Below are 16,896 nucleotides of genomic sequence, written 5' to 3' on the forward strand. Positions count from 1 at the left end.
GACCGCTGCGGTTGTTTGCGACAGGCCGCAGGCCGCAGAGTGCTTCATGCTGAAAGATTTTTCCGTCCAGAGCCTGTTCATGGGCTGCCTTACCGCCTTTGTCGGTTTCGCCAGCTCCTTCGCCGTTGTGTTGCAGGGGCTGAAAGCCGTCGGTGCGACGGATTTCGAAGCGGCGTCGGCGCTGATGGCGCTTTCGGTGGCGATGGGGCTTTGCGCCATAGCTCTTTCCGTCACAACCCGGCTTCCCATCAGCATCGCGTGGTCGACGCCGGGCGCCGCGCTGCTTGCCACCACCGGCGTCATTGAGGGTGGCTTCCCGGCAGCCGTTGGCGGGTTCGTCATCTGCGCCATTTTGATCATCATCGCAGGCCTGTTCAGGCCACTTGGAAAGGCGGTCGCCTCCATTCCCGCGCCGCTTGCCAATGCCATGCTGTCAGGCGTCATCATCGGCCTGTGTTTCGCGCCGATCAAGGCAATCGGCTTCAACCCGGCGCTCGGATTACCCATCATTCTCGCCTGGATCGTTGTTGGTGCCTTTAAACGGCTGTTCGCCGTGCCCGCGGCCCTTGCCGCCTTCGTGCTTGTCATGATCTTCGGTGTCGATATTCCCGAGGGCGCGCTCGATAGCGTGGCGCAATCGCTGACACCGCCGATTGAGTGGGTAACGCCCGTCTTCAGCCTGCACGCCGTCGTTTCCATCGCGCTGCCGCTCTTCATCGTCACCATGGCTTCGCAGAATATTCCCGGTATCGCGGTGCTGAAGGTCAATCACTACGACCCGCAGCCCGGCCCGCTTTTCGCGGCGACCGGCTTTTTCTCCCTGCTTTCCGCGCCCTTTGGCGGCCATGCGGTCAATCTTGCCGCCATCACGGCGGCCATGTGCGCGGGCGAGGATGCCCATCCTGATGCGAGACGGCGTTACTGGGCGGCGATCATCGCAGGCGTCGGCTATATCATCTTCGGCCTGCTGGCCGGCGTGGTCACGGCCTTCGTGGCGCTGGCGCCGCCCATCCTCATTCAGGCGGTGGCGGGGTTGGCGCTGGTCGGCGCCTTTTCCGGCTCCGCAGTGGCAGCCTTCAAGGAGCCGGAAACCCGCGAGGCGGCGGCCATCACTTTCCTCATCACAGCCTCCGGCCTCTCCTTCGGCGGCGTTTCCGGGGCCTTCTGGGGGTTGATCGGCGGGGGGCTGATGATGGCGTTGCAGCGGGTGGTGAAGCGCGGTTAGGCAGAAAGGCTTGAGAGCGGCAGGCAGGGAAAATAACCGGCGCACGGCACAAGATCACTTGTCAGACCGCCAGCCGCTGTTTATACACATCGCCATGAGCAACAGCATCGCAACCATTTCCGGCATGAGCGCGCAGATTTCTGCGAACGCCTCTCCGCGCGGTGCACTCTCGCTTCTTAGCCTCGACCTTACACGCGGTTGCCGGGTCCAGTGAGGAGCGCCCGGCGGCCGAAAGCCCGCTGGCGCAAACGCTCCTCATCTCGAAATCTCATTTTATACTGGATTTAGGCCCTTGAGGGCCGCGCATCCGCCGATGGCTCGAGAAGCCCGCGGACTGCGCAAGGAGGAAGCGAAATGGACGGCAAGATCACCAATATTTCCAAGGGCATGTCGGACGCGAGCGTGAAGTATCGCCCTTACCCGACCATCAATATTCCTGACCGTACATGGCCGGGCAAGACCATCGACAAGGCGCCGATCTGGTGTTCGGTGGACCTGCGCGACGGCAACCAGTCGCTGGTCAACCCCATGGGGCACGACCGCAAGGCCCGCATGTTCAAGCTGCTGCTCGAAATGGGCTTCAAGGAAATCGAGATCGGTTTTCCTTCCGCCTCGCAGACGGACTTCGATTTCGCCCGCTGGTGCGTGGAGGAAGGCAATGTGCCTGACGATGTCTCCCTGCAGGTGCTGGTGCAGTGCCGCCCGGAGCTGATTACCCGCACGTTTGAAGCGCTGGAAGGCGCCAACAAGCCGATCATCCATTTCTACAATTCCACCTCGGAATTGCAGCGCCGCGTGGTGTTCGGCAAGGATGTGCATGGCATCAAGCAGATTGCCGTTGATGCCGCCAAGATGATCACCGACATGGCCGCCAAGGCCGGCGGAGGTTTCCGCTTCGAATATTCGCCTGAGAGCTTTACCGGCACCGAGCTGGAAGTGGCGCTGGAAATCTGCAACGCCGTGGTCGAGGTCGTAAAGCCGACGGCCGACAACAAGCTGATCCTGAACCTGCCGTCGACGGTGGAAATGGCGACACCGAACATCTATGCCGACCAGATCGAATGGATGTGCCGCAATATCGACAACCGCGAAAACGTCATCATTTCGCTGCATCCGCATAACGACCGCGGCACGGGCATTGCCGCGACCGAGCTGGCTCTGATGGCCGGTGCGGACCGCGTCGAAGGCACGCTGTTCGGCAACGGCGAGCGCACCGGCAACGTCGACGTCGTGACGTTGGCGCTGAACATGTATACGCAGGGCGTCGACCCCGAGCTGGATTGCCGCGATATCGAACGCATCAAGGCGGTCTATGAATATTCCAACGAGATGACGATCCCCGAGCGCCATCCTTATGTCGGCGAACTGGTCTACACGGCGTTTTCCGGCTCGCATCAGGATGCGATCAACAAGGGCATGAAGGCGATCAAGGTCGCCAATCACCCCGTCTGGGAAGTGCCTTATCTGCCGATCGACCCGAAGGATGTCGGCCGCTCCTATGAGGCGATCATCCGCATCAACTCGCAATCCGGCAAGGGCGGCATCGCCTATATTCTCCAGCAGGATTACGGCATCAACCTGCCGCGCAACCTGCAGGTGGAATTCCGCGAGGACATCCAGCGCATTACCGATGAAGAGGGCGTCGAACTGCCGGCCAAGCGCATCTATGAGCGCTTTATGGAGCGTTATGTGACGCAGCCGAATGCGCGCATCAAGTTCGTCGATCACCACACCTATCCGGCCGGCGATTTCAAGGGCGTGCGCATCGTTGCCGCCGAGATCACCGATAATGGCGAGGTGAAGCGTATCGAGGGCAAGGGCACCGGTCCGATCGACGGGTTCATCAATGCGTTGTCGGTCTATCTCGGCATCGACCTGTCGGTGAACGATTATTCCGAGCATTCGCTGCAGCATGGCTCGAATGCTTCGGCCATTGCCTATGTCGAGATGGAGCATCCGGGCGGCAAGCTGTTTGGCGCCGGGGTTAACACGAATATCGTCGGTGCGTCGCTGGAAGCGATTGTTTCGGCGGCCAACCGGGTGCTGGAAGAGCGGGCTAAGTAAGCTTGCTTTGAGGGTGGGGGAGGCCCCCCTCTGTCCTGCCGGACATCTCCCCCTCAAGGGGGGAGATCGGCAAGACGCTTTCCCGCAGCTTCATTCTCGGGCTTTGATATGGGCAAGACCTAGCCTCAGGTCGATCTCCCCCCTTGAGGGGGAGATGCCCGGCAGGGCAGAGGGGGGTAAAGCCCTCCTCCGCTCCACGCACGCGGGTTTTATTCCCTCGGTAGAGAAAACCCCAGCGGTCGCCCGTTTTCATAAAACACCCGCACATCTTCCAGCGCCACACCCGTCGCCGTCTCATCGAGGCTATGGCGTTCGCAGGCGACATTCCATGTGCCGGGCCCACCGGAAATATGGAAGAGATTATAGGCCGCGCGCGGTTTTTCACCGCCCGGCCCCTGGCTGGCCGAGGAAATGCCGACGACCGGGATGTGGTCTTCCCCGTGGTGGGTATTCAACCAGTAAACCGTGTTGAGATGGGTATGACCGTGCAGCACGAGTTCCGCACCGCCGACGCCGAGTGCGGCCGCGAAACGGCGAATGCCGATCATGCGTTTGTGGGTGGGGGAAGCGCCCCGGATGGGCGGATGATGGATCATCACCACGCGGAACAGCCCCTGTTCACCGGCTTTTTTTAAGAGTTCCGCCGTGGCACGCGCCTGCCGGTTGCCGAAATAGCCGGTGGCCGAAAAGGGTGGTGTCGCAATCGAGGTGGAGCAGCCGATCAGCGCCACGGGGCCGCGCACGCGCATATAGGGGAAAATCTTGCGGTCGTCGTCCCATTCCGCTGGGTCGCCATCGCCACGCACGTATGGATACCAGGCCTGCATGGCCTTGTCGTGCGCGCCGGAAACATAGGCGTCGTGATTGCCTGGGACCACCGAGGTTCTCTCAGGGTCGCCCACTTCCTCAAGCCAGTCGGCGGCGGCGCGGATTTCGATGCCCGTCGCAAGATTGACGAGATCGCCGGTAATAGCCAGATGATCGGGTGATTTTGCCTCGAGATCGTCGAGCAGCTTTTCCAGTGTATCGGTAAAGAGATGCTTGCGGCGGTTGCGGTGCCAGTTGACGAAACCGGTAATCCGTTTCGATGCAAGTTCCCGGAAAGTGAGTTTTGGCAGTGGCCCTAAATGGACGTCTGAAATATGGGCAAGTTTGAACATGGCGGCAGAGATAACCTATGATATGCCGCGCGTCCAATAAAAGCCGGCAGGCGGGGAGAAACCAGGGTGAATGACGAAACAACCGGGCGGCAGGCCCGTCCGTTCCATATGCGTGTCTTCATCCGCTTTCTGCATTTCGTTTTTCTGTTCACGCGCGGCGCAACTCTTGGTGTGCGTGCGGCTTGCTTCGATGAAAAGGGCAGGATTTTTCTCGTGCGGCACACCTATCTTCCGGGCTGGTATCTGCCGGGCGGCGGGGTGGAGCGCGGCGAAACCCTGCTCGCGGCGCTGCACAAGGAAATCCGCGAGGAAGGCAATCTCGAAGCTGCCTCAAAGCCGGAGCTTTTCCACGTTTACCTTAATCTGGAAGGCAGCAATCGCGACCATGTCGCGCTTTATCGGCTTGATGTCACCCAGACCAAACCGAAAAAGCCGGATCATGAGATTGCCGAGAGCGGCTTTTTCGATCTTTCAAATCTGCCCGAAGGGGTGACGGCGGCAACCCGCCGCCGCCTTGCCGAACTTGCCGGCGAAGCGGCGATTGCCGACTACTGGTAGCGGCGTATTTCGTCAGACCAGCGTCTCGCGTCCATGCGCCATGGTCAGGTCCAGCTCCGGACCGACGGGCACGATGCCGGTCGGGTTGATGGTGCGGTGGCTGCGGTAATAATGTTCCTTGATGTGGCGCATGTCGACCGTGTCAGGCACGCCCGGTGTCTGGTAAAGATCGCGCAGGTAACCCGTCAGGTGCGGATAGTCGTGGATGCGGCGGATATTGCACTTGAAATGGCCGACATAAACGGGATCGAACCGCACCAGAGTGGTGAACAGACGCCAGTCCGCTTCCGTCTGCTCCGCGCCGAACAGGAAACGGCGGTCCTTCAGGCGATCTTCCAGCATATCGAGCGTTTCGAAGACCTTCACGGCATTCTGCTGATAGGCGTCCTGTGTCGTGGCGAAGCCGGCCTTGTAGACGCCGTTATTGACGGTGTCATAGATCACGTCGTTCAGCGCATCGATCTCGGCGCGCAACGCTTCGGGATAATAATCCTCCTGCGAGCCGGTGAGGTCATTGAAGGCGGTATTGAACATGCGGATGATTTCCGCGGATTCATTGGAAACGATGGTGCCCCGCTTTTTGTCCCAGAGCACCGGCACGGTGACGCGCCCGGAATATTTGGGGTCCGCTTTGGTATAGACCTGCCAGAGCGTGGAGGAGCCGAACAGGTGATCCTCGGTCGCGCCCGGCGTGCGTTCGCCCGGCGGCTTGAATTCCCAGCCGTTTTCCAGCATCAGCGGATCAACGACGGAGACCGAGATCAGGTCGTCCAGCTTTTTCAGCTTGCGAAAGATCAGGGTGCGGTGCGCCCAGGGGCAGGCGAAGGAGACATAGAGGTGGTAATGATCTTTCTCCGCCTCGAAACCGCCTTCTCCGGAAGGGCCGGGTGCGCCATCCACTGTGATCCAGTTGCGGAATTGCGAGGCGCTGCGCTTGAAATGCCCCTTGGTTTCCTTGGTGTCGTACCAGACGTCCTTCCACACACCTTCCACCAGCATGCCCATGATGATCTCCTTGATTGTTTCCTTGACGGCGATACTACCCGTTTCGCTCAATCCCGCGAACCCGCAAGGCATTGAACAATGCGTTTCCGGTCCCGCACAGGCTGAAAGGAGGAGCGTCGAGATTTGTTCTGGACGGGGGGTGATTTTCCTGATAATTGCGATTTTCACAAATCTGAGGAAATTGCAGGCTATGATCGAACCACGGATGCTCCGACGACGCTGACGCTCCTGAACGCCCTTACCGGCGCAGCCGTCATCTATTGTCGCATCCGCATTCTGGAAGTTTCGGTCTCTTTATGTCCAAGCACGATCTTGTCTACCTCACCGAGGACGCGTCGCACGACGCCATCATCGAAGTCATCAACGAAGAAGCATTTGGTCCCGGCCGGCACACCCGTGCGGCGGCGCGCATCCGTGAGCAGGGTCCGCATGACCGGTCGCTGTCCTTCGTCTGCGCTGATGATGGTGAGACGATCGCTTCGGTGCGCATGACGCCCGTCCTGGCCGGCGGGGTGAAGGGCCATATGCTTGGCCCGCTTGCGGTTCGGCCTTCGCACAAAAACAAGGGCATAGGCCGGGAACTCGTCCGGATCGCCATTGCGGCCGCAAGGCGGAAGGGCTCCGAGGCCGTGATCCTGATCGGCGATCCGCCCTATTACATGCCGCTCGGTTTTGAGAAGGTCGCTTATGCGGCGCTCGATTTTCCGGGACCGGTTGATCCGAACCGGGTGCTGGTGGCGCCGCTTGGCAATGACGTTCATCAGCGGTTGAAGGGCAAGATCGGCTGGCGCAACTGCGAGGCCGTGATGCCTGCCGCAGCTGCGGAAGATGAGGGTTTTGAGGAGCCTCTTCGGGTTTACGGCTGAGGGTCTTTCTGCAAGGCAGCTTTGCCTTTTCTCGCCAGCGCTTCTGTCTTCCCTCATTCCTGTGCTTGTCACAGGAATCCAGCCGACGCGCATCTGCGCGGCGAGAGGACTCTTTTCAGCCCAAGGACTTGGGCTGGCGGGATCCCTGTGACAAGCACAGGGATGAGGGCGGAGGCGCAGGGGTTCGCCTATCGTTGCGCCGAGCATTTCGTTCCAACCGTGCGCACCCCTCCACAGAATTCAATTCCGTTTCCTCCCCCCATGCGATAGCAAGTGAAAGTCGATTTCTGCAGAGGGGCGGGGCATGACGGCAATCACCATGAATGAGGCGCTGGAGCGCGCGGGCGCAGGCGCCTATCAGCGCAGGCTGATGGGCATTTTCGGTCTCGTCTGGGCGGCGGATGCCATGCAGGTTCTGGCCGTCGGCTTCACCGCCGCCTCGATTGCCGCAACCTTCGGCCTGACGGTGCCGCAGGCGCTGCAGACCGGCACGGCGTTCTTTTTCGGCATGCTTCTCGGCGCTGCCGGTTTCGGGCGGCTGGCGGATCGTTACGGGCGTCGCCGGGTGCTGATCGTCACCGTGGCCTGTGATGCGCTGTTCGGTGTGCTTTCGATATTCTCGCCTGATTTCACCATTCTGCTCGTTCTGCGCTTTCTTACCGGGGCTGCCGTGGGCGGCACGCTGCCGGTGGATTATGCGATGATGGCGGAATTCCTGCCCGCCAAAAATCGCGGGCGCTGGCTGGTCTTTCTGGAAGGCTTCTGGGCTGTCGGAACGCTGATCGTGGCGCTTGCGGCCTGGGGCGCCAGCCTTGCCGGTGTCGCCGATGCATGGCGTTATATTTTTGCCGTGACGGCCTTTCCGGCCGTCCTCGGTCTCGGCCTGCGCTTTCTGGTGCCGGAATCGCCGCTTTACCTCTTGCGCAGCGGTCGGTCAGAGGAAGCAAAGGCTGTCGTCAACCGCATGCTGGTGACGAATGGCCGCGCGCCGCTCGATGCCGGAACCGGGCTTTTCCAGCCTGACGTGGCCAAGGGGCAGGGGATATTTTCACCCGCACTCCGGCAGCGCAGCATCATGATCCTTGCCATCTGGTTCCTCGTTTCGGTCTCCTATTACGGTGTCTTCACCTGGATGCCGGCGAAACTGGCGGGTGATGGTTTCGGCTTCGTGCGTGGTTATGGTTTTCTAGTGCTGGTGGCGCTGGCGCAGATCCCCGGTTATGCGCTTGCCGCCTATGGCGTTGAAAAATGGGGCCGCAAGCCGACACTGATCGGCTTCTGCCTGCTCTCCGCGCTCGGATGCCTGCTCTTCACGCTCGCTTCGGCCGGCGCAATGATTGCCGCCTCACTGCTTATTATGAGCTTTGCGCTGCTCGGCACCTGGGGAGCGCTTTATGCCTATACGCCGGAGCTTTATCCAACCGAATCCCGGGCGACCGGCATGGGGGCCGCGGGCGCCATGGCGCGGCTTGGCGGCCTGCTTGCGCCGTCTCTGCTTGGTTATGCCATTGCGCAGGGTTTTGGTGTCGCAATCGGCATATTTGCCGGGCTGCTGGTGCTGGCCGCCATTGCGGCCACGATGATCAATGCGGAAACGCGGCAGGTAGCGCTGACCTGATTGCCGCTCAGGGGTGATGGCCTGATCCGATCCACGATCAGGCCATTCCGCTCTGCAGTTAAAGCGTCGTGTAATTGACCGGAAGCCAATCGTAATTGGTGCTGTCGGTGCGCACATGGCCTATGCCGGGGAAGGCGATATGGGCGCCTGCCACCAGATATTTGCCTTCCACCGCCTGCCGGAATGCCAGATCGCGGGCGGCGACGGCAGCCTCTTGGTCGACGTCGAATTCGATCGCGACATCAGGTTCATCGAACTGGAGGATATCGCCATGGGTGATATCGCCCCAGAAGACGATTTTCTGGCCGTCGCTTTCCAGAACGATGCCGCTGTGGCCCGGCGTATGGCCGGCATAAAGGATAGAGCCGAGGCCGGGAACCGGCGCGGCACTATCACCGAATGTCTCGAACTTGCCGGCATCGATATAGGGCTGGATGCTTTCCTTCGCTTCGGCATAACCCTTCTTCAGCGCTTCGGGCGCCGCCTTGGCCTTTGCCTCATCAAGCCAGAAAGCGGCTTCGCGCTTGTTGACGTGCAGGGTCGCATTGGCAAAGACGCGTTTGCCATCCGCAGACAGCCCGCCGGAGTGGTCGGTATGGATATGGGTGAGGATAACATCGTCTATCTCCCCCGCCTTGTAGCCTGAGGCCTCGATATTGGCGACGAGCCGGCCGAGGCTTGGGCCGAGATAGGTGCCGGTGCCGGCATCAATCAGCACCAGCCTGTCGCCGGTGTTGACGAGAAACGCGTTGACCGAGGTGGGCGTTTCTTCCGGCAGGAAGGCATCCTGCAGCACCTTTGTCGCATGTTCCGGCGTGGTGTTGGTGTAGATTTTGGCAAGCGGCAGCGCGATGACGCCGTCCGAAAGCGCGGTGACTTCCACCTTGCCGACCATCAGCCGGTAAAAGCCGGGTGCCTGTGTGGCGGCGAGCGGCGCCTTGGCGAAGGCGAGGGAGGGTGCAACGAAGGGGGCGGCGATGATGGCGCTGGCGGCGCCTTTGAGAAGTGAGCGACGTGACGGCATTGAGGGCTCCTGGGTTGGGGAACGTCTTGAAACTTTCCGTACTCCAGCTAAGTGTAGAGAGGTCAGCAATCAAATCGATGTGACTTATGCAAACTATCGATCATTTCAATCTTCGTTCTTTCGACCTCAACCTTCTCATCGCCTTCGATGCGATGATGGAGGAAATGAATGTCACGCGCGCCGCGCGGCGGCTGAAAATCCAGCAGCCGGCCATGAGCCATAATCTCTCCACCCTGCGGACCCTGTTTCAAGACGAGCTTTTCATCCGCGTGGGGCAGGAGATGAAGCCGACGGCGCGGGCGCTCAATCTGGCCGGGCCGGTGAGACAGGCGCTCAGGCAGGCGCAGGCGGCGGTGCTGACGGCGGATGTGTTCGATCCGGCAACGGAGCGCCGCACATTCCGGCTGGGCATGTCGAGCGAGGTGGAACTGTTGCTTTTGCCGGATTTGACGGCGCGGCTGCGGGAGATTGCGCCCGGTATCCGTATTCTCGCCCGCAACGGGCAGGAGCAGGAAATCACGGCGATGCTGGATACGGGTGTGATCGACATGGCTGTCGGATGCACCTATTCGAAAGAGCAGCGCCACCATTGCGAACCGCTCTATTCTTCCAGCGTATTCTGCTGTTTCAACCCGGCTCTCCTTGATCTGCCCAATCCCGTGGGACTGGACGCCTATGTGGCGGCCAAACATGCGGTCATATCGCAGACGGACAGCCTGCACGGCTGCATCAAGGACGCGCTGGAGCTGAGCGGATTGGAGATCGACGTCGTTGCCGCCGCGCCGGATTTTCTTTCGGTACTGGCAACGGCGCGATCTTCGGCGGTGCTGGCCACCGTGTCCTCGCGTATCGCGCTGCGTTATGCGCCGTTGCTGGGGCTGGAAATAAGCCCGGTGCCGGTGGCGTTGAATTTCCCACCCGTCGCCATGGTCTGGGCCCTGCAGACCGACGCGGATGCCGGGGCCGTGTGGCTTCGCCAGCAGATTCGCGAGGCTATGGGCCGGACGGTGGATGGTGAGGTATCGGGGATCGCGGCTTAGCAGCTTTATGCAATTTAGAACCGCTTCTCCAGCCAGGTGATCGACTGGCCGCTGGAAAGGGGGCCAAGCGAGCCGATTTTGGTGAAGCCGTAGCGTTCATAGGTTCTCAGGGCATCCGGGTTCATCGTGTCGATATAGGCGCCCATGCAGCCGCGTTTTCTGGCTTCTTCCTCGGCCATTGCAAGCAGCTTGGGGGCCGTGCCCCGACCGCGCATGGTTTCCGGTATGAAAAGAAGCTGCACGTAAAGCCAGCCGCGGGCGGTATGGCCAACCAGACCGCCGGTAACAATGTTTTCGTCGTCACGGATGGTGATGATGAGTTCGCGTTTGTCGCTTTCGCCGAAACGGGCGAGATTATAGGCCACCAGCGGATCGCGGATGGCCTTTTCGGCTTCTGGATCCGCGACGTCGCTCAAAATGAAATTCATGGTTTCTCTCCAGACGCCGGGGTGGCGACCGCTTTCGATTTCCAATCGGAGACGGGAAAGCCCGGCGCTGCCGCCGGGCCGAAACGCCCTTACCGGCCCTCACGCCACCAGAGCGCGGAGAAGGCGAGCAGCAGGGCGGCAAGCCCGGCAAAACCGGCAAAGAGCGGCAGGGTGTTGACGCCTTTCAGCACCGTCTCGTCGGTCATGCGTATCAGCATGCGATCCTCATCGGCAACCCTGATATCGCCGCGGACGGGCAATATATCGGGCAGCGCGATACGGCCGGAACTATCGGCGACACGGTGCACGCTGCCCTTGGTGGCGTCTGCCAGCGGTTTCAGGGTTTCGGTCGTCGAAATCATCGCCTTGAATTCCGGTGCATCCACCGCGCCGACATGGACGAGGGTGGTGAAATCGCCGTTCTTGATTTCGAACAGGCCGGTTTCATCCATGCGGCGCTCGATCCTGTAAAGACCGGGCTCGGCGCTGGTGAAGGCCATATTTTCCGTTTTGCCGGAAGGGAAACGCACGCTCGCCTGACCGGGATCGTCGCCAATGGTCTGGCGGGTGATCTGCAGGGTGCGGCCGTTGGCGCGCGCCGTCAGCGCCTCTTCTTCAAGCTCCGGCTCCTTCATCAGCCAGTGGGCGATGCGGCGGTAAAGCGCCACATGCGGGCCACCACCTTCGTAACCGCGCGCCCACAGCCAGCCCTGATCCGACAGCAGCATGGCGACACGGCCTTCGCCCTGCCGGTTCAGCACCAGCAGCGGGTCCTGTCCGTCGCCCAGCATCACGGTCTGGCCCTGCGGCGGGTCGACACTGATGGTGCGGAACCAGCGGCCCCATTGCGGCGGCTCGTTGCCGGAGCCTTCCAGCCCGCGAGTGACGGGGTGTTTCTTGCCCGCCTCCGAAAGACGGGGGTAAAAAGCGGCCTGATGCACCTGACCCGTCGGCTGCGCCGGCAGCACGGAGGCTAAAGGCGTCATGGCGATCGAATCCTGACCGGCATGTTCCGGCCCGGCGGCGATCAAAAGCGCGCCGCCCTTTTCGACATATTGGGCGATGTAATCGTAATAAAGGATCGGCAGCACGCCGCGATGCTGGTAGCGGTCGAAGATGATGAGGTCGAAATCATTGATCTTCTCAACGAACAGTTCGCGGGTCGGGAAGGCGATCAGCGAGAGTTCGTTGATGGGCGTGCCGTCCTGTTTTTCGGGCGGGCGCAGAATGGTGAAATGCACCAGATCGACCGAGGCGTCGGATTTCAGGAGGTTGCGCCAGGCGCGTTCACCGGCATGGGGTTCGCCGGAAACGAGCAGCACGCGCAGGTTCTGTCGTATGCCTTCGATGAGGTGAACGGCACGGTTATTGGCGGCCGTCACTTCGCCCGGAAGCTCGGCGACGGAAAACTCCATGACATTGTTGCCGCCACGCGGAACCTTGAAGCTGAACGGCGTCGGCTGGCCGGGCGTGGCCTGCAGCGTGGCGATTTCTTCGCCATTCATCTTCACGGTCACTTCCGCGGAACCGCCGCCGGCGGGGCGGCCGTCATCGAAGACGCGCAGTGTCAGCTGCTGTTCTTCATTGACGATGCCGAAGCGCGGGGCGCGGACAATCTCGATACGGCGGTCGAATTCATCGGCCTTGCCGGTGATCAGCCCATGGACCGGCGCGCGGAAGCCCAGCGCCTGTTCGGCATTGGGCAAGGCGTTGGGAATATCGTGAATCTGGCCGTCGCTGAGGAAGATCGCGCCGCCGACGCGGGATGGTGAGACATCCGAGACGGCAGAGGAAAGCGCCGAGAAAAGCTGTGTCGAGGGGGAATCGCTCTCACCATTGTCGCGGACTTCAACAATGCGCGGTTCGATGCGCGGGAAGCGCGAGAGCCGGTCTTTCAGCGTCTCCAGCGCCGTATCGGTCATCTGCGGCCGGTCCTGCACGTCCTGGCTCTGCGAGCGGTCGACGATGACGGGGACGATGGTGGAGAGCGGCTCGCGCTCCTCCTGTGTCAGGAGCGGATTGGCGATGGCGGCAAGCAGCGCGGCAAGCGCCAGCCCGCGCAGCCATGCACCGCGCACGCCGCGCCACAGGCCGATGAAGGAAAGGGCGAGGGCTGCGACTGCCAGAACGGCGATTACGATCCACGGCAGGAAGGGGGCGAAGGTCAATGTCATGTCACTGCCCCAACCGTTCGAGAAGTGCGGGAACGTGGACCTGATCGGCCTTGTAGTTGCCGGTCAGCATATACATCATGATGTTGACGCCGGAGCGGAAGGCGTGTTCGCGCTGCATCTCGTCCGGCGGCACGGTGGGCAGAACCGGCGCGCCCTGCGCATCGACGGCCCATGCACCGGCAAAATCATTGCCCGTGATCATGATCGGCGTCACGCCATCACCGGAGGAGGAAAGGCCCGACGTGGTCTTGGCCGCGCCCTGCCGCGATTCCACCCAGAGCGGCGAGCCGTTGTAACGACCGGGGAAATTGGTGAGCAGGTAGAAAGAGCGCGTCAGAACATGGTCTTCCGGCACGGGCTCCAAGGGCGGAATGTCGATATTGGCGAGGATCGCTTGCAGGCGTTCGCCGTTAGGGCTGGTCGCGCCGGTGTCGAGCGAAGAGAACTGGTCGCGCGTATCGAACAGTACCGTGCCGCCGGCGCGCATGTAGGCGTCGATACGCGAGATGGCGGCGCTTGACGGCATCGGTGCCGTGGCGGAAACCGGCCAGTAGATGATGGGATAGAAGGACAATTCATCCTTGGAAATATCGAGACCGACCGGCTGGCCGGGCTCCAGCGTCGTGCGCCAGGTCAGGAATTCGCTGAGACCCTGCAGGCCCTGCTCGGAAATGCGGTCGACATCGTCTTCACCGGTGTGGACATAGGCGAGATGCGTAGTGTCCAGCCGCTCGAATATCTGCTCGTCGCCGGGTTTCGGATCGTCGGCGCGCGCGTCCGTTGGCGACATGGTGGCAAAGGCGCCAAGCGCCAGAAGCAGGGTGGCGGCGGTGGCGCTGCGGGCTTTTGGCAGGCGGGCGAATGCGCCGTTCATGAAGAGCACGATCAGGCTATCGGCAATCAGCATCAGGAAGGCGGCGATGAAGAGGGCGGGGCGCAGGGATTTTGCCGTTTCGCCGATCAGCGCTTCGTTTGACGTGCTGATACCGGCGGCCGACGTGTCGAGGGGGCGCAGCGTCGCACCAGCGGCTAAGAGATTGAGAGCCACGAAACCATCCTCTGTGCCGTAAAGGCCGGGGGGATTGTCGAAACCGGTGCGGGGCGGCTGGCCGGCGCGCATTTCGAGCGGCCGGGCAGTGCCGATTTCGGCCGACAGTGCGCCTTCGGCCGTGAGCAGCCGGAAGGGCGGCAGGGCGGCCGCCGGGGCATTGGCGTTGGCGGAAGCGCCGCCCGCCTTCGACAATTGCACGATACGGCGCAGCATATCGACGAAATGGCCTGAGATCGGCAGGTCGGACCAGCTTGCTTCGGCGCTGACATGGAAGAGCACGATGCGGCCTGCCTCGACGTTACGGGTGGTGACGAGCGGCGTGCCATCGGCAAGGCTGGCCCAGGTGCGCTCAGCCAGATCCGGTGTCGGTTCGGCCAGAACCTGGCGTTTGACGAGAATGCCATCGGCCTTCGGCATGCCGGCGAAGGCGCCAAAACTCGGGAAATCGGCAAGCGGCTGCGGCTCGGCCCAGGAGAGCGCGCCGCCGAGCGCACGCTCGCCCTGCCTGAGTGTTACCGGCACCAGCGGATCGTCGGCTGGGGCCGCGGCAAGGCGCGGTCCGGCAAAACGGATCAGCGTGCCGCCGCCGGCCAGCCACCGTTGCATCGGCTCATAGGTTTCCTGCGGCAGGCGGCCGATATCAGCCATGACGATGACGGAGGGGTTGGATTGCAGGATTTCCGGGATCGCCTGCGCCAGATCGGCCTGCCGCTGCGGAATGAGATCGGCAAAAGGCTGCAGGGCGCGGCTGATATAATAAAGCGGCTGCAGCAGCGGCTGGAAATCATTGCCGGTTTCGCCGGCCAGCAGCGCCACGCGGCGGCGGCGGAAGCCGTCATCGAGAAGATGCACCGCACCCGCCGTCGAGACACCTTCGAGGGAAAGGCGGGCGAAATCGTTGCGCAGTTCGAAGGGCGCTTCCACCGTCGCCGTCGTCTCGGCCTCGCCGGGCGCGAAGCTGGCGGTGCCATTGGCGAGGATGCGGCCCTGGCTGTCCTGCGCATTCACGGTCAGCCGCGCGGCTTCGGCGGTATCCAGCCGTGAAAGCGTGACGCTCATGGCGTCGGCATTGTTGGTGGCGCCTGATATGGCGGTGATCGCCTTGCCATCGCCCTTCACGATGCGGAATTCGGCGGGCGAGAGGCTGGCAAGCGTTCTCATCGCGCTTTCATCCTGCGCACTCTGCACGCCATCGGTGATATAGGCGAGCGTGCCGGGGGGCGTACCGTTCAGCGCTTCGGTGATGGCCTCTGCCGTGCGGATACGATCGGGAACCAGCGGCTTCGGTTTTGCTGCGGCGAGCTTGTCCAGCGCCACGGCTGTCGTTCCCGGCACGGCGTCATGTTCGGCGTCGGCGGTGAAAACGATGGAAACCGGGCGTTCAGCCCGTTCGGCATCTCCGATCAGAGCTTGCGCGGTTGCCACGCGCCGCTCCCAGTCGGGCGCGGAGGCCCAGCTATTATCGACCACGAGCACCAGCGGACCGCTGCCGGCGATGCTGCTGTTGCGCGGGTTCACGACCGGGTCCGCCAAGGCAAAAATCACGGCGGCGGCGAGCGCCATGCGCAGAAGGGTCAGCCACCACGGGCTTTTCGACGGCGTTTCCTCGCGTTTCAGCACCGTCGCCAGAATCTTCAGCGGCGGAAAGACTTCCGCCTTGGGGCGCGGCGGCGTGAGCCGCAGCAGCCACCAGATGGCGGGCAGCGCCAGAAGGCCGAAGAGGATGTAGGGGCTGGTAAACACGAAAGGCAACGCGCTCATCGATGGCCACCGCCTTGCGCGGGCGCGCCGGAAAGATACATGTGAACAGCGACGAGCGCCTCGGAAGCGAGGTGATCGGTGCGGTGGAACACGAAGTTCCAGCCGAGACGGCGCAGCGATGAGGACAAGGCCTCGCGCCTTGCGAGATAGGCGCGAGTGTAGTCCTCGCGAATGGTTTCGGCGCGGCCGGACACGAGTTTTTCGCCGGTTTCCGGATCAGTGAATTCGGTGCGGCCGGAATAAGGGAAGGTTTCCTCGGCCGGATCGGCGATTTCCACCACATGGCCACGTAAGCCCCGCCGCGCGAGTGGCGAAATCCGCTCCATCACATTTTTCGCATCATCGAGAAAATCGCCGATGAGGACGATATCGCTCGCGCCGCGGATCATGCCCGTTTCCGGCATGCCTGTTGTCAGCGGCGCATGCATGATGGCGGTGGCCAGCCGTTCGGCGGCATTTCTGGCCGAGACCGGCTCCATGATGCCGGGGCAGCCGATGCGCTCGCCCGAGCGCGCAAGGATTTCCGCCAGCGCCAGCATCAGCACCAGCGCCCGGCTTTCCTTGGAAACGGAGCCGAGGGTGGATTTGAACATCATCGACGGCGACATGTCGGCCCAGAGCCAGATGGTGTGGGCGGCTTCCCATTCCCGGTCACGCACATAGGTATGATCGTCGCGGGCCGAGCGCCGCCAGTCGATGCGCGACAGGCTCTCGCCTTCGGCATAGGGGCGGAATTGCCAGAAATTCTCACCGGTGCCGCGCTTGCGGCGGCCGTGCCAGCCGGCGGTGACGGTGTTGGCGATGCGTTTTGCCTCGACCATGCAGTCCGGCACCAGTGCGGCGCGCTGGCGCGCACGCGCCAGAACTTCGCTACCCGGCGTCTTGTCTACGATCTGGCCGATGGATGCCACATGCAGTCCTT

Annotated in this window: 13 protein-coding genes; 6 read left to right on the forward strand and 7 right to left on the reverse strand. The window is 62.2% G+C overall.

The window, feature by feature from the left end; all coding sequences use genetic code 11:
• Positions 1-46: 46 nt before the first annotated feature.
• Both V6R85_RS08720 and leuA read left to right on the forward strand, forming a co-directional pair.
• A complete protein-coding gene (locus tag V6R85_RS08720; RefSeq protein WP_111834768.1) occupies positions 47-1,225 on the forward strand; it encodes a benzoate/H(+) symporter BenE family transporter in 1,179 nt (392 codons plus the stop codon).
• Positions 1,226-1,579: 354 nt separating this feature from the next.
• A complete protein-coding gene (leuA, locus tag V6R85_RS08725; protein WP_111834690.1) occupies positions 1,580-3,289 on the forward strand; it encodes a 2-isopropylmalate synthase in 1,710 nt (569 codons plus the stop codon).
• Positions 3,290-3,498: 209 nt separating this feature from the next.
• Here the strand turns inward: leuA and V6R85_RS08730 are convergent, their stop codons facing one another.
• Complete coding sequence (locus tag V6R85_RS08730; RefSeq protein WP_004430171.1) at positions 3,499-4,449, reverse strand: metallophosphoesterase family protein; 951 nt, start codon at positions 4,447-4,449, stop codon at positions 3,499-3,501.
• Positions 4,450-4,515: 66 nt separating this feature from the next.
• Here V6R85_RS08730 and V6R85_RS08735 point away from each other — a divergent pair, with 66 nt between their 5' ends.
• Entirely contained in the window at positions 4,516-5,007 is a 492-nt protein-coding gene (locus V6R85_RS08735; RefSeq protein ID WP_111834691.1) for an NUDIX domain-containing protein, read from the forward strand.
• 12 nt (positions 5,008-5,019) lie between these two features.
• Here V6R85_RS08735 and V6R85_RS08740 read toward each other — a convergent pair whose 3' ends face one another.
• Complete coding sequence (locus V6R85_RS08740; protein WP_111834769.1) at positions 5,020-6,012, reverse strand: glutathione S-transferase family protein; 993 nt, start codon at positions 6,010-6,012, stop codon at positions 5,020-5,022.
• A 296-nt stretch (positions 6,013-6,308) separates the two neighbouring features.
• Here V6R85_RS08740 and V6R85_RS08745 point away from each other — a divergent pair, with 296 nt between their 5' ends.
• Together V6R85_RS08745 and V6R85_RS08750 are read left to right on the forward strand one after the other, a co-directional pair.
• Positions 6,309-6,878, forward strand: a complete 570-nt coding sequence (locus V6R85_RS08745; RefSeq protein WP_004430175.1) for a GNAT family N-acetyltransferase — start codon at positions 6,309-6,311, stop codon at positions 6,876-6,878.
• Between the two features lie 304 nt (positions 6,879-7,182).
• Complete coding sequence (locus V6R85_RS08750; RefSeq protein WP_020808571.1) at positions 7,183-8,496, forward strand: MFS transporter; 1,314 nt, start codon at positions 7,183-7,185, stop codon at positions 8,494-8,496.
• A gap of 58 nt (positions 8,497-8,554) precedes the next feature.
• Here V6R85_RS08750 and V6R85_RS08755 read toward each other — a convergent pair whose 3' ends face one another.
• Positions 8,555-9,520, reverse strand: coding sequence for an MBL fold metallo-hydrolase (locus V6R85_RS08755; protein WP_111834692.1), 966 nt, complete (start codon positions 9,518-9,520; stop codon positions 8,555-8,557).
• 86 nt (positions 9,521-9,606) lie between these two features.
• Here V6R85_RS08755 and V6R85_RS08760 point away from each other — a divergent pair, with 86 nt between their 5' ends.
• Positions 9,607-10,560 carry a LysR substrate-binding domain-containing protein gene (locus V6R85_RS08760; RefSeq protein ID WP_020808569.1) on the forward strand — a complete coding sequence of 318 codons (954 nt, stop codon included), beginning with the start codon at positions 9,607-9,609 and terminating at the stop codon, positions 10,558-10,560.
• 14 nt (positions 10,561-10,574) lie between these two features.
• Here the strand turns inward: V6R85_RS08760 and V6R85_RS08765 are convergent, their stop codons facing one another.
• The 4 genes from V6R85_RS08765 to V6R85_RS08780 form a co-directional block, all read right to left on the reverse strand.
• On the reverse strand, positions 10,575-10,988 hold the full coding sequence (locus V6R85_RS08765) for a GNAT family N-acetyltransferase (protein WP_087744731.1): 414 nt from the start codon (positions 10,986-10,988) through the stop codon (positions 10,575-10,577).
• 89 nt (positions 10,989-11,077) lie between these two features.
• Complete coding sequence (locus V6R85_RS08770) at positions 11,078-13,162, reverse strand: hypothetical protein (protein WP_111834693.1); 2,085 nt, start codon at positions 13,160-13,162, stop codon at positions 11,078-11,080.
• Position 13,163: 1 nt separating this feature from the next.
• Positions 13,164-15,974, reverse strand: coding sequence for a DUF4159 domain-containing protein (locus V6R85_RS08775; protein ID WP_111834694.1), 2,811 nt, complete (start codon positions 15,972-15,974; stop codon positions 13,164-13,166).
• Complete coding sequence (locus V6R85_RS08780; protein ID WP_111834695.1) at positions 15,971-16,885, reverse strand: DUF58 domain-containing protein; 915 nt, start codon at positions 16,883-16,885, stop codon at positions 15,971-15,973. Before V6R85_RS08780 ends, V6R85_RS08775 begins: the two co-directional genes overlap by 4 nt.
• Between the last annotated feature and the right edge of the window lie 11 nt (positions 16,886-16,896).

The sequence above is a fragment of the Agrobacterium sp. CCNWLW32 genome (assembly GCF_037083425.1).
In the GTDB taxonomy this organism is placed as follows: Bacteria; Pseudomonadota; Alphaproteobacteria; order Rhizobiales; family Rhizobiaceae; genus Agrobacterium; species Agrobacterium radiobacter.

What these genes read in the sequence shown, in the direction of transcription:
- V6R85_RS08720 (WP_111834768.1), top strand. Translation starts at nt 47, where the DNA reads ATGCTGAAAGATTTTTCCGTCCAGAGCCTGTTCATGGGCTGCCTTACC.
- leuA (WP_111834690.1), top strand. Translation starts at nt 1,580, where the DNA reads ATGGACGGCAAGATCACCAATATTTCCAAGGGCATGTCGGACGCGAGC.
- V6R85_RS08730 (WP_004430171.1), bottom strand. Translation starts at nt 4,449, where the DNA reads ATGTTCAAACTTGCCCATATTTCAGACGTCCATTTAGGGCCACTGCCA.
- V6R85_RS08740 (WP_111834769.1), bottom strand. Translation starts at nt 6,012, where the DNA reads ATGGGCATGCTGGTGGAAGGTGTGTGGAAGGACGTCTGGTACGACACC.
- V6R85_RS08745 (WP_004430175.1), top strand. Translation starts at nt 6,309, where the DNA reads ATGTCCAAGCACGATCTTGTCTACCTCACCGAGGACGCGTCGCACGAC.
- V6R85_RS08750 (WP_020808571.1), top strand. Translation starts at nt 7,183, where the DNA reads ATGACGGCAATCACCATGAATGAGGCGCTGGAGCGCGCGGGCGCAGGC.
- V6R85_RS08755 (WP_111834692.1), bottom strand. Translation starts at nt 9,520, where the DNA reads ATGCCGTCACGTCGCTCACTTCTCAAAGGCGCCGCCAGCGCCATCATC.
- V6R85_RS08760 (WP_020808569.1), top strand. Translation starts at nt 9,607, where the DNA reads ATGCAAACTATCGATCATTTCAATCTTCGTTCTTTCGACCTCAACCTT.
- V6R85_RS08765 (WP_087744731.1), bottom strand. Translation starts at nt 10,988, where the DNA reads ATGAATTTCATTTTGAGCGACGTCGCGGATCCAGAAGCCGAAAAGGCC.
- V6R85_RS08770 (WP_111834693.1), bottom strand. Translation starts at nt 13,162, where the DNA reads ATGACATTGACCTTCGCCCCCTTCCTGCCGTGGATCGTAATCGCCGTT.
- V6R85_RS08775 (WP_111834694.1), bottom strand. Translation starts at nt 15,974, where the DNA reads ATGAGCGCGTTGCCTTTCGTGTTTACCAGCCCCTACATCCTCTTCGGC.